Origin of the sequence: Streptomyces sp. NPDC005863, assembly GCF_042871345.1 — a bacterium.
Taxonomy (GTDB): domain Bacteria; phylum Actinomycetota; class Actinomycetes; order Streptomycetales; family Streptomycetaceae; genus Streptomyces.
Genome location: NZ_JBIAII010000002.1, coordinates 398535 through 422058 on the forward strand (window position 1 = coordinate 398535; position 23524 = coordinate 422058).

Here is a 23524-nt window from a genome sequence, read left to right on the forward strand (position 1 = left end):
CGTTCTCGCGGAGAGGAGCGGTTGTCACCGGGATGGCGCACAACGAAGAGAAGCTTCTTGAGTATCTCAAGCGGGTCACAGCGGACCTGCGTCAGACGGAACGCCGGCTGCAGGACGTCGAGTCGGCGGGCCACGAGCCGATCGCGGTCGTCGGCATGGCCTGCCGGCTGCCGGGCGGGGTCCGGTCTCCCGAGGAGTTCTGGGAGCTGATCTCCGCGGGCGGCGACGCCGTCGCCCCGCTGCCCGGCAACCGCAACTGGGACCTCGACGCGCTCTACGACCCGGATCCCGAGAGCACCGGCACCAGTTACGTCCGCGAGGGCGGCTTCGTCTACGACGCCGGCGACTTCGACTCCGCCTTCTTCGGCATCGGCCCGAGCGAGGCGCTGGCCATGGCACCGCAGCAGCGGCTCGCCCTGGAGACGGCGTGGGAGGCGGTCGAACGCGCCGGCATCGACCCGCTCACCCTGCGCGGCAGCGCCACGAGCACCTTCATCGGCTGCGACGGCCTCGACTACGCCCTCGGCGCCTCCGAGGTGCCCGAGGGCACCGCCGGCTACTTCACCATCGGCAACTCCGGCAGCGTCACCTCGGGCCGCGTCGCCTACACCCTGGGGCTCGAGGGCCAGGCGGTCACGGTCGACACCGCGTGCTCCTCGTCGCTCGTCTCCCTCCATCTGGCGGCACAGTCCCTCCGCGCCCAGGAGTGTTCGCTGGCCCTGGCGGGCGGCACGTACGTGATGTCGTCGTCGGCCCCGCTCATCGGCTTCAGCGAATTGCGCGGCCTCGCCCCCGACGGCCGCTGCAAGCCGTTCTCGGCGAACAGCGACGGCATGGGCATGGCCGAGGGCACCGGCGTGCTGCTCCTGGAGCGGCTCTCCGACGCGCGCCGCAACGGCCGCAAGATCCTCGCGGTGATCCGGGGTTCGGCCGTCAACCAGGACGGCGCGAGCAACGGTCTCACCGCGCCCAACGGCCCCGCCCAGGAGCGGGTCATCCGCGCCGCCCTCGCCAACGCCCGCCTCACCGCCGAGGACGTCGACGTCGTGGAGGCGCACGGTACGGGGACGACGCTCGGCGACCCGATCGAGGCCGGCGCCCTCATCGCCGCCTACGGGCAGGAACGGCCGGAGGACCGCCCCCTGTGGGTCGGCGCGGTGAAGTCCAACATCGGCCACACGCAGATCGCCGCGGGCGTCGCGGGCGTCATCAAGATGGTGATGGCCCTGCGGAACGACCTGCTGCCCGCCATCCTGCACGTCGACGAACCGTCCCCGCACGTGGAGTGGGACGGCAGCGGGCTGCGCCTGCTCACCGAGGCGGTGAAGTGGCCACGCGGCGAACGCCCGCGCCGGGCAGGGGTCTCCTCGTTCGGCTTCTCGGGGACGAACGCGCACCTGATCCTGGAGGAGGCGCCGGCGGAGGCCCCTGCCTCTTCCTCAGCCTCTGCCTCTGCCCCTGCCGCTGTCCGTGAGGGGGCGGGTGCCGTCGCGGGTGGGGTGGTTCCGTGGGTGGTGTCGGGACGGTCGGTGGAGGCGCTTCGTGAACAGGCCCGGAGGCTGGGCGAGTTCACGGCGCGGGACGAGGACGTCACGGCTGCGGAGGTGGGTTGGTCGTTGGCCACGACGAGGTCGGTGTTCGAGCACCGGGCCGTGGTGGTGGGGCGGGACCGGGACGCTTTGACTTCTGGGCTCGGTGCGTTGGCCTCGGGTGTGGCGTCGGCGGATGTCGTTTCCGGTGCGGCGACGTCCGGTGGTGCCGGGCCGGTGTTGGTGTTTCCGGGGCAGGGGTCGCAGTGGGTGGGCATGGGCGCCCAACTCCTCGACGAATCGCCGGTGTTCGCGACGCGGATCGGTGAGTGTGAGCGCGCGCTGTCGGCTTACGTGGACTGGTCGTTGACGGATGTGCTTCGCGGGGACGGGAGTGAGCTGTCCCGGGTCGAGGTCGTGCAGCCGGTGCTGTGGGCCGTGATGGTGTCGCTGGCCGCTGTGTGGGCGGACTGCGGGGTTGCTCCGGCTGCTGTGGTGGGGCATTCGCAGGGTGAGATGGCCGCTGCTTGTGTGGCGGGGGCGCTGTCGCTGGAGGATGCGGCACGGATCGTCGCCGTACGCAGTGACGCTCTGCGGCAGTTGCAGGGGCGCGGGGACATGGCGTCCCTGGGTACGGGTCCGGAGCAGGCTGCCTCGTTGATCGGCGACCGTCCGGGAGTGTGTGTTGCCGCCGTCAACGGGCCGTCTTCTACGGTGATTTCGGGACCGCCCGAGCACGTGGCCGCAGTGGTGGCCGAGGCGGAATCCCAAGGACTACGGGCCCGGGTCATCGACGTTGGCTATGCCTCTCACGGCCCCCAGATCGACGAGCTCCACGACCTCCTCACCGAACGCCTGGCCGACATCCAGCCGACCCGTACCGACACAGCCTTCTACTCCACCGTCACCGCCGAGCGGCTGTCGGACACCACCGCTCTGGACACCGAGTACTGGGTCACCAACCTCCGTCAGCAGGTCCGTTTCGCGGACACGATCGACGCCCTCCTCGCCGACGGTTACCGGCTCTTCATCGAGGCCAGTGCCCACCCGGTCCTCGGTCTCGGCATGGAGGAGACCATCGAGCGGGCGGACGTGCCCGCGACTGTCGTCCCCACCCTCCGCCGCGACCACGGCGACGCCGCCCAACTCACCCGCGCCGCAGCCCACGCCTTCACCGCCGGCGCGGACGTCGACTGGCGCCGCTGGTTCCCGGCCGACCCCACCCCCCGTACCGTCGACCTCCCCACCTACGCCTTCCAGCGCCAGCACCACTGGCTTGAGCGGGCCGCGGCTCCCGTGGCCGGTGGCGGTGAGCAGGGGGCCGCCGAGTCACAGTTGTGGCGGGCCGTCGAGGAGCTCGATCTCGGGCTGCTTGCCGAAACGTTGGGCTCGGAGGAGGGCAGTGCGGAGGCGGTCCGGGCGCTGGAGCCCGCGTTGCCGGTGCTCCAGGGCTGGCGTCGGCGCCATCGGGACCAAGCCACCATCGATTCCTGGCGCTACCGCGTCACGTGGAAGCATCAACCCGATCCGACCGCCCCTGAACTGGGCGGCGCATGGCTGCTGTTCGTACCCTCCGGCCACGTCGAGCACCCGGCCGTGCGGGCCACCGTGGACGCGCTCACCGCACACGGGGCGGACGGTGTACGGCTGCACCCGGTGGAGACCGGCCGGGTCCGGCGTGCCGAGTTGGCCTCGGTGGACACCGACGGACTCGCCGGCATCGTCAACCTGCTGGCCCTGGACGAGGAGCCGCACGCCGAGCACCCCGCCGTACCCGCGGGGCTCGCCGCGACCACCACGCTGATCCAGGCCCTCGGCGACAACGGCACGAGCGCGCCGCTGCACACGGTCACCCAGGGTGCCGTCTCCACCGGCGCCACCGACCCGCTCACCCACCCCCTGCAGGCCCACGTCTGGGGGCTCGGGCGGGTGGCCGCCCTCGAACATCCCCGTCTGTGGGCCGGTCTCATCGACCTCCCGGCCCGCGTCGACACCCACATCCACGCCCGGCTCGCCGCCACCCTCCTCCCCCGGGAAGAGGACCAGACCGCGATCCGTCCCACCGGCGTCCACACGCGGCGGTTCACCCACGCCCCCACCTCCCCCACGACCCACCGGGCCGAGCCGTCCTGGCGGCCCGAGGGGACCACCCTCATCACCGGCGGCACCGGCGGCATCGGCGCCGTCCTCGCCCGCTGGCTCGCCCACCGCGGCGCCCCCCATCTGCACCTCACCAGCCGCCGCGGGCCCGACGCCCCCGGCGCCGCGGAGCTCGCCGCCGAACTCACCGGGCTCGGCACCACCGTGACCGTCACCGCCTGCGACGTGAGCGACGCCGACGGAGTGCGCCGCCTCGTCGACGACATGCCCGACGAGCACCCCCTGACCGCCGTCATCCATGCGGCGGGCATCACCGATCTGACCTCGGTCGCCGATCTGACGACGGCACGCCTGGGCGAGATCCTCGGCTCCAAGTCCGGCGCCGCCTGGACCCTGCACGAGGCGACGCGCGGGATGGAACTCTCGGCGTTCGTGATGTTCTCCTCCGGCGCCGGTGTCTGGGGCAGCGGCCAGCAGGGCGCCTACGGAGCCGCCAACCACTTCCTCGACGCGCTCGCCGAACACCGGCGCTCCCAGAGACTGCCCGCCACCACCGTCGCCTGGGGGCCCTGGGCCGAGGCCGGCATGTCGGCGGACCCGGAGTCGCTGACGTACTTCAAGCGCTTCGGTCTGCTCCCGATCGGCCCTGAGCTGTGCGTCAAGGCGCTGCATCAGGCGGTGGACGCCGGTGACACGACGCTGACCGTGGCGAACTTCGACTGGGCGCGGTTCACGCCGACGTTCACCGCGCAGCGGCCCAGCCCCTTCCTCGACGACATCCCGCAGAACCGGCGGGAGGCCGAGCAGACCGGTTCCGCCGCGGAGACCGGCGCGTTCCGCGCGGAGCTCGCGAAGACTCCCGCGGCCCAGCGGCTCGGCTTCCTCGTCCAGCACGTACGGACGTACGCCGCCGCGACGCTCGGCCGCACGGTCGAGGACATCCCCGCCGCGCAGCCGTTCCAGGAGCTCGGCTTCGACTCGCTCACCGCGGTCCAGCTGCGCAACCAGCTCAACGCCACGACCGGGCTCACCCTGCCGGCCACCGTGATCTTCGACCATCCGACGTCCGAGGCGCTCGCCGCGCACCTGCGCGGGCAGCTCGGGGACGACGGCGGGGCCGCGGGCGAAGGCACCGTGCTCGCCGCGCTCGACAAGTGGGACGCCACGTACGGCACGGCCGAGGTCGACGAAGCGGCGCGCCGGCGGATCGTGGGCCGGCTGCAGGTGCTGGTCTCGAAGTGGAGTCCCGCGCAGGAAAGCCCGGAAGGGGGCGACTCCGCCCACTCCGACCTGGAGGCGGCCAGTGCGGACGACATCTTCGACCTGATCTCCAGCGAGTTCGGCAAGTCCTGAGCGAAGTCCCCCACCCCGCCGCCTCCCGCCGTCCCTGTTCCCCCACCGTCCTCTCCGCTCCCCCACCCGTACGTCCCCGATCACCACGTAGCGCCAAGGAGCCTGGGTCAGATGTCGAACGAGGAGAAGCTTCTCGATCACCTCAAGTGGGTCACCGCGGAGCTGCGCGAAGCCCGCCAAAAGCTCCGCGACAAGGAGTCGGCTGAACCGGTCGCGATCGTGGGCATGGCCTGCCGCTATCCCGGCGGCACACGCTCCGCCGAGGATCTGTGGCGGCTGGTGCGCGACGAGGGCGACGCGGTCGCGGCGTTCCCCGGCGACCGGGGCTGGGACCTGGAGTCGCTCTACCACCCCGACCCGGAACACCCCGGCACCAGCTATGTACGGGACGGCGCCTTCCTGTACGACGCGGGCGACTTCGACGCCGACTTCTTCGGCATCAGCCCGCGCGAGGCCGTCGCCATGGACCCCCAGCAGCGGCTGCTCCTGGAGACCGCATGGGAGGCCATCGAGCACGCGGGCCTCAACCCGCAGGCGCTGAAGGGCAGCGACACCGGCGTCTTCACCGGCGTGAGCGCCCACGACTACCTGACGCTGATCAGCCAGACGGCCAGCGAGGTGGAGGGGTACATCGGCACCGGCAACCTCGGCAGCGTGGTGTCCGGCCGGATCTCCTACACGCTGGGCCTCGAAGGCCCGGCGGTCACCGTCGACACGGCGTGCTCGTCCTCCCTCGTGGCCATCCACCTGGCGGCGCAGGCGCTGCGCCAGGGCGAGTGCTCCCTCGCGCTCGCCGGCGGCTCGACCGTCATGGCGACGCCCGGCTCGTTCACCGAGTTCTCGCGGCAGCGCGGGCTCGCGCCGGACGGGCGGTGCAAGCCGTTCGCGGCCGCCGCCGACGGCACCGGCTGGGGCGAGGGCGCGGGCGTGGTGGCGCTCGAACTGCTCTCCGAGGCGCGCCGCCGCGGCCACCAGGTCCTCGCCGTGGTGCGGGGTTCGGCGATCAACCAGGACGGTACGAGCAACGGTCTCGCCGCCCCCAACGGTCCCTCGCAGGAGCGGGTCATCCGCGCCGCGCTCGCCAACGCGCGCCTCTCACCCGAGGACGTCGACGCGGTGGAGGCGCACGGTACGGGCACCACGCTCGGCGACCCCATCGAGGCGCAGGCCCTGCTCGCCACGTACGGCCAAGGGCGGCCGGAGGAACGGCCGTTGTGGCTCGGCTCGGTCAAGTCGAACATCGGTCACACGCAGGCCGCCGCGGGCGTCGCCGGGGTCATCAAGATGGTCATGGCGCTGCGCAACGAGCGGTTGCCCGCCTCGCTCCACATCGACGCGCCCTCCCCGCACGTGGCGTGGGAACAGGGCGGGGTGCGGCTGCTCGCCGAGTCGGTCGCCTGGCCGGCGGAGCGGACCCGGCGTGCGGGCATCTCGGCCTTCGGCATCTCGGGCACGAACGCGCATCTGATCCTGGAGGAGGCGCCCCAGGACACACCGGAGTCCGCCGCGGAAGAGCCCGCTCCGGCGCCCGATGCGGTTCCGTCGTCGGACGGGGTGGTGCCGTGGGTGGTCTCCGGGCGGACCGGAGAGGCCCTGCGGGAACAGGCGCGGAGGCTGGGCGTGTACGCGGCCGGCGACACGGGGGCACGGGACGCGGGGGCACGGGACGCGGGTGCCTCGCCCGTGGAGGTCGGCTGGTCACTGGCCACGACACGGCCACTGTTCGCGCACCGGGCGGTGGTGGCGGGGTGCGACAGGGAGGCTTTGACGGTTGGGCTGGGTGCGTTGGCGTCGGGTGAGGCTTCCGCCGATGTGGTGTCCGGGGTGGCCGGGGATGTGGGCCCTGGACCGGTGTTGGTGTTCCCGGGGCAGGGGTCGCAGTGGGTGGGCATGGGCGCCCAACTGCTCGATGAGTCGGCGGTGTTCGCGGGGCGGATCGGTGAGTGTGAGCGGGCGCTTTCGGCTTACGTGGACTGGTCGTTGACGGATGTGCTGCGCGGGGACGGGGCGGAGCTGTCCCGGGTCGAGGTAGTTCAGCCCGTGTTGTGGGCCGTGATGGTGTCGCTGGCCGCCGTGTGGGCGGACTGCGGGGTCGTTCCGGCTGCTGTGGTGGGGCATTCGCAGGGCGAGATGGCCGCTGCTTGTGTGGCCGGTGCGCTGTCGCTGGAGGATGCGGCGCGGATCGTCGCCGTACGCAGTGACGCCCTGCGGCAGCTGCAAGGGCATGGGGATATGGCGTCCCTGGGTACGGGCCCGGAGCAGGCCGCCGAGCTGATCGGCGACCGGCCGGGGGTGTGCGTTGCTGCCGTCAACGGGCCTTCTTCTACGGTGATTTCGGGCCCGCCCGAGCACGTCGCCGCCGTGGTGGCCGAGGCGGAATCCCAAGGACTACGGGCCCGGGTCATCGACGTGGGATACGCCTCCCACGGCCCCCAGATCGACCAACTCCACAACCTCCTCACCGAGCGTCTGGCCGACATCGCACCGACCCGTACGGACGTCGCGTTCTACTCCACCGTCACCGCCGAGCGCCTCGACGACACCACCGCTCTCGACACCGAATACTGGGTCACCAACCTCCGCCAACCCGTCCGCTTCGCCGACACCATCGAAGCCCTCCTCGCCGAGGGCTACCGGCTCTTCATCGAGGCCAGCCCGCACCCCGTCCTCAACCTCGGCATCCAGGAGACGTTCGAGGCCACGGGCGTCGACGCCCGTACCGCCCCCACCCTGCGCCGTGATCAGGGGGGCCGCGTCCAGTTCACGCACGCCGTCGCCCAGGCGTTCGTGGCCGGGGCGGACGTCGACTGGCGGCGCTGGTTCCCGGCCGGCCCCGCCCCCCGTACCGTCGACCTCCCCACCTACGCCTTCCAGCACAAGCACTACTGGGTGGAACCGCCCGCGGCGGGCGCTCCCGTGGGCGCCGGGCACGATCCGGTCGAGGCGCGGGTGTGGCAGGCCATCGAGGACCTGGACATCGACACCCTCGTCGACAGCCTGGGTGTACAGGGACAGGCCGAGACCGTGGGGGCGCTGGAGCCCGCGCTGCCCGTCCTGTCCGCCTGGCGGCGGCGCCACCGGCAGCAGACCACCGTCGACTCCTGGCGCTACCACGTCACATGGAAGCACCAGCCGGACGCCACCGCCCCTGATCTGAGCGGCAGTTGGCTGCTTCTCGTGCCCGCGGCGCACGCCGACCACCCCGTGGTCCGGGCGACCGCGCAGACGCTCGCCGCACACGGCGGGGAGGTGCGGCACCATGTGGTCGACGCACGCGCCGTGGAGCGTGCGGGGCTCGCGCAGGAGCTGCGGTCCCTCACCGACGGGGGCGCCTGCGCCGGGGTCGTGAACCTGCTCGCGCTGGACGAGGAACCGCATCCCGAGCATCCGGCGGTTCCCGCCGGGCTCGCCGCGACCACCGCTCTCGTCCAGGCCCTGGGCGACCTGGCCGCCGACGGCGCCAACACGGCCCCGGTACGGACCCTCACCCAGGGCGCCGTCTCCACGACCGCCACCGACGCCCTCACCCACCCTGTGCAGGCCCAGGTCTGGGGGCTCGGGCGCGTCGCCGCGCTGGAGTATCCGCAGCTGTGGGCCGGTCTCGTCGACCTTCCGGGGCGCATCGACCACCAGACGCTCTCCCGTCTCGCCGCGGCCCTCGCGTTCCGGGACGAGGACCAGGTGGCCATCCGCCCGGGCGGCGTCCAGGCCCGTCGTCTCGCCCACGCGCCGGGCCGCGCGCACGACAGCGGCGTACGGTGGCGGCCCGAGGGGACCACCCTCATCACGGGCGGCACCGGCGGCATCGGCGCGGTCCTCGCCCGCTGGCTCGCGCGGGAGGGCGCCCCGCATCTGCTGCTGACCAGCCGTCGCGGATCCGAAGCACCCGGCGCCGACGAACTCAGGGCGGAGCTCACCGAGTTGGGTGCCGCCGTCACCATCGTCTCGTGCGACGTCGGCGACCGCGAGCAGGTGCAGGCGCTCATCGAGGGCGTACCGGACGAGCATCCGCTGACGGCCGTGATCCACGCGGCGGGCGTGCCGAACTACATCGGGCTCGGCGACGTGTCGGGCGCGGAGCTGGACGAGGTGCTGCGGCCCAAGGCGCTCGCCGCGCAGCACCTGCATGAGGCGACGCGTGGGGCGGATCTCTCGGCGTTCGTGATGTTCTCCTCCGGCGCCGGTGTCTGGGGCAGCGGCCAGCAGGGTGCCTACGGAGCCGCCAACCACTACCTCGACGCGCTCGCCGAGCACCGCCGCTCCCAGGGGCTGCCCGCCACCTCCATCGCGTGGGGCCCCTGGGCCGAGGCCGGAATGGCCTCCGACCAGGCCGCGTTGACGTTCTTCAGCCGGTTCGGCCTGCACCCGCTGAGCCCGGAGCTGTGCGTCAAGGCGCTGCAGCAGGCGCTCGACGCGGGCGAGACGACGCTGACCGTGGCGAACTTCGACTGGGCGCAGTTCACGTCGACGTTCACCGCGCAGCGGCCCAGCCCGCTCCTCGCCGACCTGCCCGAGAACCGCAGGGCGAGCGAACCCGCGGCAGCCGAGGAGGAGTCCGGGGAGGCGTCCTCGCTCCAGCGGGAGCTGACCGAGGCGAAGCCCGCGCAGCAGCGGCAGTTGATCCTTCAGCACGTACGCGCGCAGGCCGCGGCCACCCTCGGGCACGCGGACGTCGACGCCGTACCCGCGACGCAGCCCTTCCAGGAGCTGGGCTTCGACTCGCTGACCGCGGTGGAGCTGCGCAACCGGCTCAACAAGAGCACCGGCCTGACGCTGGCCACCACCGTCGTCTTCGACCATCCCACGCCCGACTCCCTCACCGATCTCCTCCTCGCCGAACTGTCCGGCGACACCTCGGCCACCGGCGCCGCCGCCCTGACGGCCACGGCCGCCGCCGACGACGAGCCGATCGCGATCGTCGGCATGGCCTGCCGCTACCCGGGTGACGTCCGCTCGGCCGAGGAGCTGTGGGACCTGGTCACGGCCGGCCGGGACGCCATGGGGGACTTCCCCGACGACCGGGGCTGGGACCTGGAGGCGCTGTACGACCCGGACCCGGAGAGCCGCGGCACCAGCTATGTGCGCGAGGGTGGATTCCTTTACGACGCGGGCGACTTCGACGCCGGCTTCTTCGGCATCAGCCCGCGCGAGGCCGTCGCCATGGACCCCCAGCAACGGCTGCTCCTGGAGACCGCATGGGAGGCCGTCGAACGCGCGGGGCTCGACCGGGAGACGCTCAAGGGCAGCAACGCCGGGGTGTACACGGGCCTCACGATCTTCGACTATCTGGCGCTCGTCGGTGAACGGCCCACCGAGGTCGAGGGGTACATCGGCACCGGCAACCTCGGCTGTGTCGCCTCCGGCCGGGTGTCGTACGTACTCGGGCTCGAAGGCCCGGCGATGACCATCGACACCGGGTGTTCGTCCTCTCTGGTGGCGATCCACCAGGCGGCGCACGCGCTGCGGCAGGGTGAGTGCTCCCTCGCCCTCGCGGGCGGCGCGACGGTGATGGCCACGCCCGGCGCCTTCGTCGAGTTCTCCCTGCAGCGCGGCCTGGCCAAGGACGGGCGCTGCAAGCCGTTCGCGGCCGCCGCCGACGGCACGGGGTGGGCCGAGGGAGTCGGCCTGGTCGTCCTCGAACGGCTCTCCGAGGCCCGCCGCAACGGCCACAACGTCCTTGCCGTGATCCGGGGTTCGGCGATCAACCAGGACGGTACGAGCAACGGTCTCACCGCGCCCAACGGCCAGGCGCAGCAGCGCGTGATCCGACAGGCGCTCGCCAACGCCCGCCTCGCCGCCGAGGACGTCGACGCAATCGAGGCACACGGCACCGGCACCATGCTGGGCGACCCCATCGAGGCCAGTGCGCTTGTCGCGACGTACGGCAAGGAGCGGCCCGAGGACCGGCCGCTGTGGCTCGGCTCGATCAAGTCGAACATCGGCCACGCCCAGGCGTCGGCGGGCGTCGCCGGGGTCATCAAGATGGTCATGGCGCTGCGCAACGAGCAGTTGCCGGCCTCGCTGCACATCGACTCCCCCACACCGCACGTGGAGTGGGAGGGCAGCGGCGTGCGCCTCCTGTCGGAGCCGGTCGCCTGGCCGCGCGGCGAACGTCCGCGCCGCGCCGGTGTCTCGGCCTTCGGCATCTCGGGCACGAACGCGCACCTCATCCTGGAGCAGGCCCCCGACGCACCGGAGCCTGTGGATGCCGCCCCGACGGGCGAGTCCGCGGCTGGCGTGGTGCCGTGGGTGGTGTCGGCGCGGGGTGAGGAGGCGCTGCGGGCGCAGGCCGGGCTCCTGGCCGAGCGTGCGACGGCCGACCCGCGGCTCGCGTCGCCCCTCGATGTGGGCTGGTCGCTGGTCAAGAGCCGCTCGGTCTTCGAGAACCGGGCCGTGGTCGTGGGCGAGGACCGCGAGACGCTCCTGGCCGGGCTACGTTCCTTGGCGGCGGGCGAGCCCTCGTCGGACGTCGTCGCGGGCACCGTCCAGGGTGCTTCCGGTGCCGGGCCGGTGTTGGTGTTTCCGGGGCAGGGGTCGCAGTGGGTGGGCATGGGCGCCCAACTCCTCGATGAGTCTCCGGTGTTCGCGGGGCGGATCGGTGAGTGTGAGCGGGCGCTGTCGGCTTACGTGGACTGGTCGTTGACGGATGTGCTTCGCGGGGACGGGAGCGAGCTGTCCCGGGTCGAGGTCGTGCAGCCGGTGCTGTGGGCCGTGATGGTGTCGCTGGCTGCGGTGTGGGCGGACTGCGGGGTTGTCCCGGCTGCTGTGGTGGGGCATTCGCAGGGTGAGATGGCGGCTGCTTGTGTGGCGGGGGCGTTGTCGTTGGAGGATGCGGCGCGGATCGTCGCTGTACGGAGTGATGCGCTGCGGCAGTTGCAGGGGCGCGGGGACATGGCGTCGCTGGGTACGAGCGCGGAACGGGCTGCTGAGTTGATCGGCGACCGTCCGGGCGTATGCGTGGCTGCCGTCAACGGGCCTTCTTCTACGGTGATTTCGGGCCCGCCCGAGCATGTGGCCGCAGTGGTGGCCGAGGCGGAATCCCAAGGACTGCGAGCCCGGGTCATCGACGTTGGCTATGCATCCCACGGCCCCCAGATCGACGAACTCCACGACCTGCTCACCGAGCGCCTGGCCGACATCCAACCGACCCGCACCGACGTGGCGTTCTACTCCACGGTGACGGCCGAGCGCCTCGACGACACCACCGTTCTCGACACCGAGTACTGGGTCACCAACCTCCGCCAACAGGTCCGTTTCGCGGACACGATCGAGGCCCTCCTCGCCGACGGCTACCGGCTCTTCATCGAAGCCAGCCCCCACCCCGTCCTCAACCTCGGCATGGAAGAGACCATCGAACGGGCCGACCTGCCCGCCACCGTCGTCCCCACCCTCCGCCGCGACCACGGCGACGCCGGCCAACTCACCCGCGCCGCAGCCCACGCCTTCACCGCCGGAGCCGACGTCGACTGGACCGGGTGGTTCCCTGCCGTGCCGCTGCCTCGGGTGGTGGACCTGCCGACGTACGCCTTCCAGCGGGAGCGGTACTGGCTGGAGGGGCGCAGGGGTGTCGCCGGGGATCCCGCGGGGCTCGGGCTCGCCTCCGCGGGGCATCCGCTGCTCGGCGCCGCCGTGGAACTCGCGGACGGCGGCAGCCATGTGCTGACCGGCCGGATCTCGCCGCGCGACCAGACGTGGCTGGCGGAGCACCGGGTCATGGACACCGTGCTGCTTCCCGGTTCGGCGTTCGTCGAGCTCGCGCTGCAGGCCGCGGCGCGCACCGGCTGCGAGGAGCTGGCGGAGCTGACCCTGCACACGCCGCTCGCCTTCGGCGACGAGGGTGCGGGAACGATCGATCTGCAGGTCGCGGTCGGCGCGGTCGCCGAGGACGGCCGTCGCCCCGTCTCCGTCCACTCGCGTCCCGCGGGTGAGGGCGAGGAGGCCACGTGGACCCGGCATGCCGCGGGTGTGGTCGCGCCCGTCGAAGCGGACGCCGAAGCGCGCTCCGCGTCGGGCTCCGCGGCGGACGTCCCGTTCGGCGGGGCCTGGCCGCCACCCGGCGCCACCCCGGTCGGCGGGGCGGATCCGTACGGCGAACTCGCCGCGCACGGATACGACTTCGGGCCCGGATCCCAGGGGCTCGTGAGCGCCTGGCGCCTCGGGGACGACATCTTCGCCGAGGTGGCGCTGCCCGAGACCGAGACCGGCCGGGCCGACCGCTACCAGGTGCACCCGGTGCTCCTCGACGCCACCCTGCACGCGCTGATCCTGGACGCGGTCACCTCGTCCGCCGAAACCGACCAGGTGCTGCTGCCGTTCTCCTGGAGCGGGCTGCGGGTGTACGCGTCCGGTGCGGACCGGCTGCGGGTCCGCGTCGCACGGACCGGCCCCGACCAACTCGCCCTGACCGCCGTGGACAGCGACGGTTCGCCGGCGCTGACGCTGGACTCGCTCATTGTGCGGCCGGTGGGCGCGCATCAGATCGCCGGGGCCCGTTCGGCGGACCGCGACGCGCTTTTCGGGCTCGTATGGGCGAAAGCGGCCGCCGCGGCCGGTGCCGGAGGTGGCGCCACGCGTCCCGCCGTGGTGGCGCCGGCCGGCGAACCGCTGGGCTCCGCGCTCGCCGGTGCGCTGTCCGATGCCCCCGTGTGGGGCACGTTCGGCGCGCTGCGGGCCGGTGTCGAGGCGGGCGGTGAGGCTCCCGATGTCGTACTCGCCGTGTGTACCGGGCTCGGTACGGGTTCGAGGAACGGTGTGGCCGGTGCGGGTGCACACGGTGAGCCGGCCGGGGCCGGTGCGGCCGGGGACGCGCGGGCCGTCGCCGTGGCGCTGCTGTCGCTGCTGAAGGAGTGGGTCGACGATCCGGCGTTCACGTCCGGCCGTCTCGTCGTCGTCACCCGGGGCGCGGTGGCGACCAGGCCGGGCGAGGCCCTCGGCGACGTGCCGGGCGCCTCCCTGTGGGGTCTGGTGCGCAGCGCGCAGGCGGAGAACCCCGGCCGTCTCACCCTGCTCGACCTCGACGGGCTGGACGCTTCTCTCGGCGCACTGCCCGGCGTGCTCGCCTCGCGCGAGCCGGAGTTGGCGCTGCGCGACGGGCAGGCGTATGTGCCGCGGCTCGTACGCGACGACGTCTCGGCACGGCTTGCGCCACCGGTCGGATCGGCCACGTGGCGCCTTGCCCGGGGCCGTGCGGAAGGGGCTGGTGCGGGAGGGGCCGCTGCCGGAGGGCAGTTGTCGCTCGTCGACGCTCCCGAGGCGGGGCGGGCGCTGGAACCGCACGAGGTGCGGGTGGCGCTGCGGGCCACCGCGCCCGGCTCGGGAACGCGCGGGGCAGCGGCTCTGTCCGGGGCGGGCCGGGCCGCGGGTGCGGGCTCGGTCGAAGGTGCCGGCGTGGTGACCGAGGTCGGCGACGCGGCGGGCGCGGTGGCCGTGGGCGATCGCGTGATGGGCGTGTTCGACGCGGTCGGCCCGGTGGCCGTCACCGAGGCCGGGATGGTCATTCCCGTTCCGGGCGACTGGAGTTGGGCGCGGGCGGCGGGGTCACTGGGAGCCTACGTGGCCGCGTACCACGTGCTGGCGGATGTCGTCGTGCCGCGCGGCGGGGAGTCGCTGCTCGTCGAGGAGGAGACCGGTTCCGTCGGCCGGGCCGTGCTGGGTCTCGCGGCGCACTGGCACCTCGATGTGGTCGGCGGCGGACTGTCGGCCCGCGGATCGGGCGGGGAGCGGGTGGCCGATGTGGCTGATGTGGTCATAGAGCGCCGCCAGGTCACGACGGTCACGCCCGGCGAAGGGGACGGCGGCGAGGAGGCGTTGGTCGTCCGGCGTCCCGGTGCCGGTGCCGCATCCGGTTCCGATTCCGGTGACGCGGGCGCGGACACAGGTGCAGACACAGGCACAGACGCAGGCACAGACGCAGACGCAGACGCCGGGCAGCCCGTCACCCCCGCAACCCCCGACCGAGTACGTGAAATCCTCGCCGAACTGGCCCAGTTGGCCGACCACGGCGCCCTGGAGCCGCTCGACGTATCCGTCTGGGACATCCGGCAGGCGCCCTCCGCGGACGCCTCGCCACCGTCACCCGGCGAACCCACCGTGTTCACGCTGCCCGTCCCCTTCGACCCCGACGGCACCGTGCTGATCACCGGCGGCACCGGTGCCCTCGGCGCCCTCACGGCGCGCCACCTGGTGGGCCGCCACGGCGCCCGGCACCTGCTCCTGTCCAGCAGGCGCGGGGCCGACGCGCCGGGCGCCCTGGAACTGGCGGCGGAACTCTCCGCACTCGGCGCGCGGGTCACCTTCGCCGCGTGCGACCCGGGCGAGCGCGAGGCGGCCGCCGCGCTCGTGGAGTCGGTGCCCGCCGAGCATCCGCTGACCGCCGTCTTCCACTGCGCGGGCACCGTGAACGACGCGGTCGTGCAGAACCTCACCGCCGAGCAGGTCGAGGCGGTGATGCGGGTGAAGGCGGACGCCGCGTGGCACCTGCACGAGCTGACGCGGGACGCCGACCTGTCCGCGTTCGTCCTGTACTCCTCGGTCGCCGGGCTGCTCGGCGGCCCCGGCCAGGGCAGTTACACGGCCGCCAACGCCTTCCTCGACGCGCTGGCCCGGCACCGGTACGACACCGGGCTCGCGGCGACCTCGCTGGCCTGGGGCTACTGGGATCTGGAGAGCGGGATGTCCGGCCGGCTCACCGACGCCGACCGGGCCCGCCACGCCCGCGCCGGCGTGGTCGGGCTCGACGCCGACGAGGGGCTCGCCCTGCTCGACACCGCGTGGGCCGCGGGCCTGCCGCTCCTGGCACCGGTCCGCCTGGACCTGGCCGGGATGCGGCGGCAGGCCCAGAGCCACCCGGCCCCCGCGCTCCTGCGGGACCTGGTGCGCGGCACGGGCAGGAGCGGCGGCTCCGGTACGGCCGGGGCGTCCGCGTTCCTCAAGGCGCTCGGCCGGATGTCCGACGCGGAGCGCGAGGAGGCGCTGCTCGACCTGGTGCGTACGCACATCGCGGCCGTCCTCGGCCACGACGCGGCGACCCCGGTCAACGCGACGCAGGGGCTGCGGGAGCTCGGCTTCGACTCGCTGACGGCGGTGGAGCTGCGCAACCGGCTCTCGACCGCGACCGGCCTGAAGCTGCCCGCCACGTTCGTCTTCGACCACCCCAACCCCGCGGAGCTCGCCGCGCACCTGGGGCAGGAGCTCGCGCCCCGCGCGGCGGACCCGCTCGCCGGCGTCCTCGCGGAGTTCGAGCGGCTGGAGAGCTCGCTCCTGTCGGTGTCCTCGCAGGACGGCGCCGCACGCGCCGAGCTGGCCGGGCGGCTCCGCGCCACGCTGGCCCGGCTGGACGCTCCGGCTCAGACGACGGGCGAGGCGGCGGTGGCCGCCCGGATCCAGGACGCGTCGGCCGACGAGATCTTCGCGTTCATCGACCGGGACCTCGGCAGGGACAGCGGCAACGGACAGGCAGTGGAGGGACAGCGATGAACGAAGGGGAGGGACAGCGGTGAACGAGTTCGCCCGCAAGCAGCGCGCCCAGGAGCACAGCCGGCGGATCAACGCCGGGGACCTCGACGCGCTCGTCGAGTTGTACGCGCCCGATGCCGTCCTCGAGGACCCGGTCGGCCACCCACCGGTCACCGGGCACGCGCAGCTGCGCGCCCATTACGCGCGCCTCTTCTCCGCGCGGCTGCGGGAGCAGGCGGAACAGCCCGTCGCCGGGCAGGACGCGGCGCACGCGCTGATCCAGGTCGTCTCCGAGATGGACTACCTGCCCGTGGGCCCCTCGTACGCGGAGCGGGGCTGGCTCAAGGCCCCCGACGCTCCGGAGACGGCCCGCGTGCGGCGTACGGCGATGCTCGTGATCCGCATGGACCCGTCCGGCCTCATCCGGCATCTGAAGTCGTACTGGGGCACATCCGATCTCACGGTCCTCGGCTGAAGCACAGGCCGAGGCCCCCACCCCGCACTGGAGGTGCTATGCCCGACGAGGCCACCCGCAAGCAGATGGCCGTCGACTACGCCGAGCGGATCAACGCCGGCGACATCGAGGGCGTCCTCGACCTGTTCACGGACGACATCGTCTTCGAGGATCCCGTGGGGCGGCCGCCGATGGTGGGCAAGGACGATCTGCGCCGGCACCTCGAACTCGCCGTCTCCTGCGGTACGCACGAGGTGCCGGACCCGCCGATGACCTCGATGGACGACCGGTTCGTGGTGACGCCGACGACGGTCACCGTGCGGCGACCGCGGCCGATGACCTTCCGCATCGTCGGCATCGTCGAGCTCGACGAGAACGGTCTCGGGCGCCGGGTCCAGGCGTTCTGGGGAGTGACGGACGTGACCATGGACGAGCCCGCCGACAGCAGCCATCCCGAAGGGATCCGCGCGTGACCACCACCCGACCCGCACACGCCGTCGTACTGGGCGCCAGCATGGCCGGCACCCTGGCGGCCCACGCCCTGGCCCGGCACGTGGACACCGTCACCGTCGTCGAACGGGACGCGCTGCCCGGGGAACCCCTGCACCGCAAGGGGGTCCCGCAGGGCCGCCACGCCCACCTGCTGTGGTCCAACGGCGCCCGCCTCATCGAGGAGATGCTGCCAGGCACCACCGAGCGCCTCCTCGCGGCGGGCGCCCGGCGCCTCGGCTTCCCCGAGGACCTGGTGACGCTGACCGGGCAGGGCTGGCAACACCGCTTTCCCGCAACGCAGTTCGCGCTGGTCGCCAGCCGGCCGCTGCTCGACCTGACGGTGCGCCGCCAGGCCCTCGCGGCCGGCAACATCACCGTCCGGCAGCGCACCGAGGCCGTGGAGCTGACGGGTGACGACCGCCGGGTCACCGGTGTCGTCGTACGTGAGGTCGACGGCGGCCGGCAGGAGACGCTGGCGGCGGACCTGGTGATCGACGCCACCGGGCGCGGCTCCCGCCTCAAGCGGTGGCTGTCGGCGCTCGGCGCCCCCGCCCTGGAGGAGGACGTGGTGGACGCGGGCGTCGCCTACGCCACCCGGCTCTTCCAGGCACCGCCCGGCGCGACGACCCGCTTCCCCGCCGTCAACATCGCCGCGGACGACCGGGTGCGCGAGCCGGGCCGGTTCGGCGTGGTCTACCCCATCGAGGGCGGCCGCTGGCTCGCGACGCTCTCGTGCACGCGGGGCGCCCAACTGCCGAGTACAGAGGACGAGTTCGTACCGTTCGCGGAGAACCTCAACCACCCGGTCATCGCCCATCTCCTGCGCGACGCCGAACCGCTCACGCCCGTCCACCATTCCCGCTCCGGGGCGAACCGCCGCCTCTATCCGGAGCGGCAGGAGCGGTGGCCCGACGGTCTGCTCGTCATCGGCGACTCGCTCACCGCGTTCAACCCGATCTACGGACACGGCATGAGCTCGGCCGCGCGCTGCGCCGACACGATCGACCGGGAGCTCGCCCGCGAAGGGTGGGGCGGTCCTGGCGCCGCGCTCGGCCTGCAGAAGGCGATCGGCGCGGCGGTCGACGATCCGTGGATCCTGGCCACGACCAAGGACATCGACTACGTCAACTGCCGGGTGTCCGCGACGGATCCACGCCTCACCGGGGTGGACACCGCGCAGCGGCTGCGGTTCGCCGAGGCCATCACCGCGGCGTCGATCCGCTCGCCGAAGGCGTCCGAGATCGTCACGGACGTGATGAGCCTCAACGCGCCGCAGAGCGAGCTGGGCTCCAACCGCTTCCTGATGGCGATGCGCGCGGACGAGCGCCTCCCGGAACTCACCGCACCGCCGTTCCTGCCCGAGGAGTTGGACGTGGTGGGCCTGGACGCGGCGACGATCGCGCCGGAGGCCGCGCGGACCTGAGGCGCCGGTTCCCGGTCAGCCCAGCGAGGCGCTGGCGATCCGCAGCCCCTCCAGGGCCGACAGGACGTATCCGGCGAGTTCCTCCTCGCCGTCCCGGTCACCGTCGGACCACTCGGCGAACCCGCGCTTGAAGGCGAGGACGCCCAGCTCGCTCGCGAGGGCGGCGGTGGGGTCGGGCAGGCCGCGGGCGATCAGGGCGGCCGTCATCGCGGCGGCGAGCGTGACGGTCTTGAGCGCGTCACGCTCCTGCAGCTCGACGCAGGAGGCGATGGCCGCCTTCACGCGCGGGGCGAGCTCGCGGTTCATGGGGCCCATCGCACTCGACGCGCGTTCGAGGCCGGCGGCGACCGCTTCAAGCGGGGTGGCGCGGCGGGGGGCCTCCGCGATGCCCTCGGCGAGCAGCCGGCTCAGCGTCTCCTGCCCGGCCGCCAGCAGCTCCCGCTTGTCGGGGAAGTGCCGGAAGAAGGTGCTCTTGGTGACGCCGGCGCGCTCGGCGATCTGCGCGACCGTCGTGGCGTCGTACCCCTGCTCGGCGAAGAGGTCGACCGCTGCCACGACGAGGCGCTCGCGTGCGCCTGGTTCCCACCTACCCATGGGTCCAGCATATGCGATGGGACTCTTGTCCCGTCACCCTGGTAGCTTGTGACGGGACAAGAGTCCCATCACTCTGGGAGGAACCCCATGCGTGTCTTCGTCACCGGCGCCACCGGCCTGATCGGGTCGACCGTCGTCGCCGAGCTGCTCGGCAACGGCCATACCGTCCTCGCGCTCGCCCGTTCCGACGCGTCCGCCCACGCCGCCGAGGCGGCCGGCGCCGAGCCGCTGCGGGGAGCCCTCGCCGATCTGGACGTCCTGCGGGCCGGCGCCGCGCAGGCCGACGGCGTCGTCCACCTGGCGTTCGGCAACGACTTCAGCGGCCCCGAGGTCATCGCGAAGAACGTCGCCGAGGAGAGCGCCGCCCTCGCGGCCCTGGGCGAGGAACTCGTGGGCAGCGACCGCCCGTTCGTGACCGCGTCGGGTACGCCACTCGCCCCCGGCCGCCCCTCCACCGAGGCCGACCCGGTGCCGACCGACGGACCGGTCGGCGGTCGCGGCCTCGCGGTCACGGCGGTCCTGGGCCTGGCCACGCGCGGGGTCCGGAGCACGGCCGTACGGCTGCCGCGCACGGTGCACAACCAGGGCGCGGGCGGGTTCGCCGGCCTGCTGACCGACATCGCCCGCCGGAACGGGGTGTCCGGCTACCCGGACGACGGCACACAGCGCTGGCCGGCCGTCCACGCGCTCGACGCGGCGGTCCTCTTCCGGCTCGCCCTGGAAAGGGGGGACGCCGGGACCGTCTGGCACGCCGTGGCCGACGAGGGGGACCGGGTGCGGGACATCGCCGAGGTCATCGGCCGGCGCCTCGGCCTGCCGGTCGAATCGGTGCCGTCGTCGACGTACGGCCCGCTCGGCCCCCTGTTCGCGAGCGACCAGCCCTCGTCCAGCGTCCACACCCGGCGGGCCCTCGGCTGGGAGCCGAAGCACCCCGGCCTCTTGGAGGACCTGGAGAACGTCCGGCCCTGACGGGCGGAAGGTCCGACTTGACCGGCGAGAGGTCCGGCCCTGACCGGCGAAAGGGAGGCCCCGCCCGGCGTACGACGCGGTGTACGACCTGCGCCTCCTACCTCAGGTCCTACCTCAGGGCGGCCTGCAGATCGACCCGCTTGACGTCGAGCTTCCGGTAGATCCGGGTCAGGTGCTGTTCCACGGTGCTCACCGTGACGCACAGCTTGCGGGAGATCTCGCGGTTGGTGAACCCGTCGGCCGCGAGCTCCGCCACCCGGCGTTCCGCGCCGCTCAGTTCGGTGTCGGGCGGGGTGGCGTCGGGTGGGGCGTCGCGGTGGGGGGCGTCGTGGAGTGGAGTGCCGTCGAGTGGGGTGCCGCCGTCGGGGGCCGTCGCGGGGACGGGCGCGTTGCCCCAGCGCCGGGACAGGAGTTGGGCCTTGCGGGCGAGCAGGCGGGCCCGTTCCGCCTCTCCCCTTTCCCGTACGGCGACGCTCTGGTCCGCGACGGCCCGCGCCAGCTCGAAGGGGTCACCGCACTCCCGGAGCGCCACCACGGCCTCGTCCAGCAACGCGACGCGCTCCGGGGCGGGCGAGGTCGCGGCCCGCAGACGCAGGGTCATGCCCCGGGTACGGCCACCCGCCGGGGCGTTCAACGCGCTCTGGGCGTCGACCAGTTGGCGGGCCAGGAGCGACTCACCGAGGGCCAGGTACGCCTCGGCCGCGCCGAGCCGCCACGGTTCCAGCGCGGGCAGATCGAGATCCCAGCTGCTCATGCGGGTCCCGCAGGCGTAGAAGTCGCAGAGGGCGGCGTAGTGGCAGCCGGTGGCCAGGTGGTAGCGGCCGCGGGCCGCGAGGTAGTGCAGTCCGGGGCGGGTCTGGAACACCGACTGCGGTACGGGCCGCTCCAGGAGGGCCGCCGCCCCGTCCACGTCCCCCAGCGCCGACTTCGCCTGTACGGCGGCGGCGAGCGGCAGTCCGATCGCGGCGCCCCAGCCCTTCGGGCCGAGCAGGGCGAGCGCGGTCGCGGCGCGCCGGTCCGCAGCGGCCGGGTCGCCCTGGCGCAGGTGGATCAGGGCCCGCCAGGCGTGGAACAGCGCCTGCCAGGTGGGGCTTTCGCGCTCGGCGGCCTGCGCGACGAGCCCGTCGCACCAGGCCGCGGCGCGGTGCGGACGGTCGTGGTAGGTCAGGGTGGCCAGGGCCGCCGACTGCACCGCCACCGTGCGGGGGCCGAGCCGGTACCGGTTCAGGGCGCGCTCGGCGGCCTCGACGGCGTCCGGTCCCGCGCCGTGCAGCAGGTCGTTCAGGAGGGTGCCCGCCCCCTGCAGCTCCGGAGTGACGGCGGGCGGGGCCGAACGCTGTGAGGCGAGCACGCCGGCGCCCAGCCGCTCCTTGACGTGCCCGGGGAACAGGTACGCGCCCCACAGCCACGGGGTGTCGAGGTCCGCGGCGTTCATCGGGGGCGCGCCGTCCGGCCGGCCCGGGCTCGGCCCGGTGAGCGCCTCGATGGCGTCCAGGCCCTCCTCGACCCGCCCGTGCCAGAGGAGGTGCGTGGGGAGACGGGGTGGGGTGAGGCCGAAGGGTGCGGGTGTGCGCCCCGCGGGTGAGCGCCCTGCGGGGTGCGCCGCGGTCACGGTCGAAGCCGTGGGGTCGGGCAGGTGGCGGAGCACCTTCGCGGGGTCCACGCGCCACTCCGCGTCGGCGAGCGCGACGACGGTCGCGGCCAACTGGCCGGTGGTCCGGCACCGGCGATGGGCGGCCCGCAGGTAGCCGATGCCGGTCTCCATCCGGTCCTCGTCCAGGGCGAGTTGGGCCGCCTCTTGGAAGACGGGCACCGCCCACGGCGTGTCCGCGCGGTCGGCGGCCACGAGGTGTGCGGCGACCTCGGTCGCCGGCGCGCCCTCCTCGTACAGCAGGTCCGCCACCCGCCCGTGCAGGGCCCCGCGCTCCTCGGGCGGCATGCCGTCGAGGACGGCCGCCGCGAACGCCGGATGGCACAGGCGCCCCTCGTGCAGGACGTCCGCGGCGGTCAGCTGGTGCACGGCGCGGGCGACGGACGCCGCGTCCACGTCCAGGAGCCGCCCGACCAGCGTCGCACCGGCCCGCGTCCCGAGCGCCGCGACCGCCCGGGCGACCTGGGTGACGGGTGCCTCGTGCCGGTGGAGGAAGCCGAGCACCGCGCGCCCGTACGCCTCCCCCGCCCCGCCCGCCGTCCGGTGGTCGTCGATCAGCGCGCGGACGAGGTGCGGGTGGCCCGCGGTCATCTCGTGGACGAGGGGCGTGAGGTCCTGGGCCGTCCGCTCGTCCAGGTGCCGGGCGAGTACGGCGCCCACGCCGGCCTTCGACAACGGCTCCAGACGGAGTACGCGCAGGTCGGGCTCGTGCGGGAAATCGCTGCCGAGCAGGGCGTTCGACGCCTTCTGCTGCGCGTACTCGGTGAGCACCACGTGCAACCGCGCCGACCGCAGGCGCCGCACCACGTACAGCAGGCACCGCAGCGAGGCGGCGTCGGCGTGATGCGCGTCGTCGACGGCGATCACGACGGGCCGCTCGTCGAGGAGGCCGCGCAGCACGGTGCAGAGGCCGCGCAGGGCGGGGGCGGAGAGGGGCGGCTCACTGTCGCCGGTCTCGGGGGTGAGGGCCTCGGGGGTGTGGGTGATGGCGGTGGCGGTGGCGGTCGTGGTCGTGGTGCGGGGTTGGGGGTACGGGGCGCCCGGGGCCGGGGTGGTCGGGGCTGACGTGTCCGCGCCGTCGAGCCACGCCAGAGCGCGTTCGGCGCTCGCGGCGGGCAGGCCGGGGCTGTGCAGCAGCTGCTCCATGACCCCCAGCGGCAGGCCTCGTTCGGCGCGGCAGGCGGTGGCGGTCAGCACCAGGGCGTCGGCGTCCAGACCGTCCGCCCAGGCGCGCAGCAGCGCCGTCTTTCCCGTACCAATACCGCCGCTGAGGACGACGAGGCTGCCGTGGCCTTCGGGGCGGCGGGCGGACCCCGGGTCGGGACGGGTGCCGGGGTGGGGGCCGGGACCGGGGCGGAGGCCGGCACCGGAGTGGGGGCCGGCATTGGGGCGGGCGCCCGTACCGGCACCGCTGGCACCGTCGCCCTCGACGTCTCCGTACGCGTCCCGTAAAGCGGACAGATGCTCCGAACGTTCCACCAGGTCCACCGCTCGCCCCTTCCGTG

Annotated in this window: 8 protein-coding genes; 6 read left to right on the forward strand and 2 right to left on the reverse strand. The window is 73.7% G+C overall.

Annotation, left to right across the window (positions count from 1 at the left end; translation table 11 throughout):
• Positions 1-32: 32 nt before the first annotated feature.
• From ACFYO9_RS08090 to ACFYO9_RS08110, 5 genes are all read left to right on the forward strand, one after another.
• Positions 33-4982 (forward strand): type I polyketide synthase, encoded by a 4950-nt coding sequence (locus ACFYO9_RS08090; RefSeq protein WP_388666087.1) that lies wholly within the window; start codon positions 33-35, stop codon positions 4980-4982.
• A 111-nt stretch (positions 4983-5093) separates the two neighbouring features.
• A complete protein-coding gene (locus ACFYO9_RS08095; RefSeq protein WP_358779179.1) occupies positions 5094-16457 on the forward strand; it encodes a type I polyketide synthase in 11364 nt (3787 codons plus the stop codon).
• Positions 16458-16476: 19 nt separating this feature from the next.
• Positions 16477-16911 (forward strand): nuclear transport factor 2 family protein, encoded by a 435-nt coding sequence (locus tag ACFYO9_RS08100; protein WP_358779178.1) that lies wholly within the window; start codon positions 16477-16479, stop codon positions 16909-16911.
• Positions 16912-16949: 38 nt separating this feature from the next.
• Positions 16950-17363, forward strand: coding sequence for a nuclear transport factor 2 family protein (locus tag ACFYO9_RS08105; protein ID WP_355813912.1), 414 nt, complete (start codon positions 16950-16952; stop codon positions 17361-17363).
• Positions 17360-18805 carry an FAD-dependent oxidoreductase gene (locus tag ACFYO9_RS08110; RefSeq protein ID WP_358779177.1) on the forward strand — a complete coding sequence of 482 codons (1446 nt, stop codon included), beginning with the start codon at positions 17360-17362 and terminating at the stop codon, positions 18803-18805. The genes ACFYO9_RS08105 and ACFYO9_RS08110 overlap by 4 nt, the downstream gene beginning before the upstream one ends.
• A gap of 15 nt (positions 18806-18820) precedes the next feature.
• Here ACFYO9_RS08110 and ACFYO9_RS08115 read toward each other — a convergent pair whose 3' ends face one another.
• The gene (locus tag ACFYO9_RS08115; RefSeq protein WP_358779176.1) at positions 18821-19399 is read right to left on the reverse strand and encodes a helix-turn-helix domain-containing protein; all 579 of its coding nucleotides are present in this window, start codon (positions 19397-19399) and stop codon (positions 18821-18823) included.
• 87 nt (positions 19400-19486) lie between these two features.
• Here ACFYO9_RS08115 and ACFYO9_RS08120 point away from each other — a divergent pair, with 87 nt between their 5' ends.
• Positions 19487-20368 (forward strand): SDR family oxidoreductase, encoded by an 882-nt coding sequence (locus tag ACFYO9_RS08120; RefSeq protein ID WP_358779175.1) that lies wholly within the window; start codon positions 19487-19489, stop codon positions 20366-20368.
• A gap of 109 nt (positions 20369-20477) precedes the next feature.
• Here the strand turns inward: ACFYO9_RS08120 and ACFYO9_RS08125 are convergent, their stop codons facing one another.
• A complete protein-coding gene (locus ACFYO9_RS08125; RefSeq protein ID WP_358779174.1) occupies positions 20478-23507 on the reverse strand; it encodes an AAA family ATPase in 3030 nt (1009 codons plus the stop codon).
• Positions 23508-23524 lie beyond the last annotated feature (17 nt).

Coding starts and splice junctions, on each gene's coding strand:
- ACFYO9_RS08095 (WP_358779179.1), top strand. CDS start 5,094: ATGTCGAACGAGGAGAAGCTTCTCGATCACCTCAAGTGGGTCACCGCG.
- ACFYO9_RS08105 (WP_355813912.1), top strand. CDS start 16,950: ATGCCCGACGAGGCCACCCGCAAGCAGATGGCCGTCGACTACGCCGAG.
- ACFYO9_RS08115 (WP_358779176.1), bottom strand. CDS start 19,399: ATGGGTAGGTGGGAACCAGGCGCACGCGAGCGCCTCGTCGTGGCAGCG.
- ACFYO9_RS08120 (WP_358779175.1), top strand. CDS start 19,487: ATGCGTGTCTTCGTCACCGGCGCCACCGGCCTGATCGGGTCGACCGTC.
- ACFYO9_RS08090 (WP_388666087.1), top strand. CDS start 33: ATGGCGCACAACGAAGAGAAGCTTCTTGAGTATCTCAAGCGGGTCACA.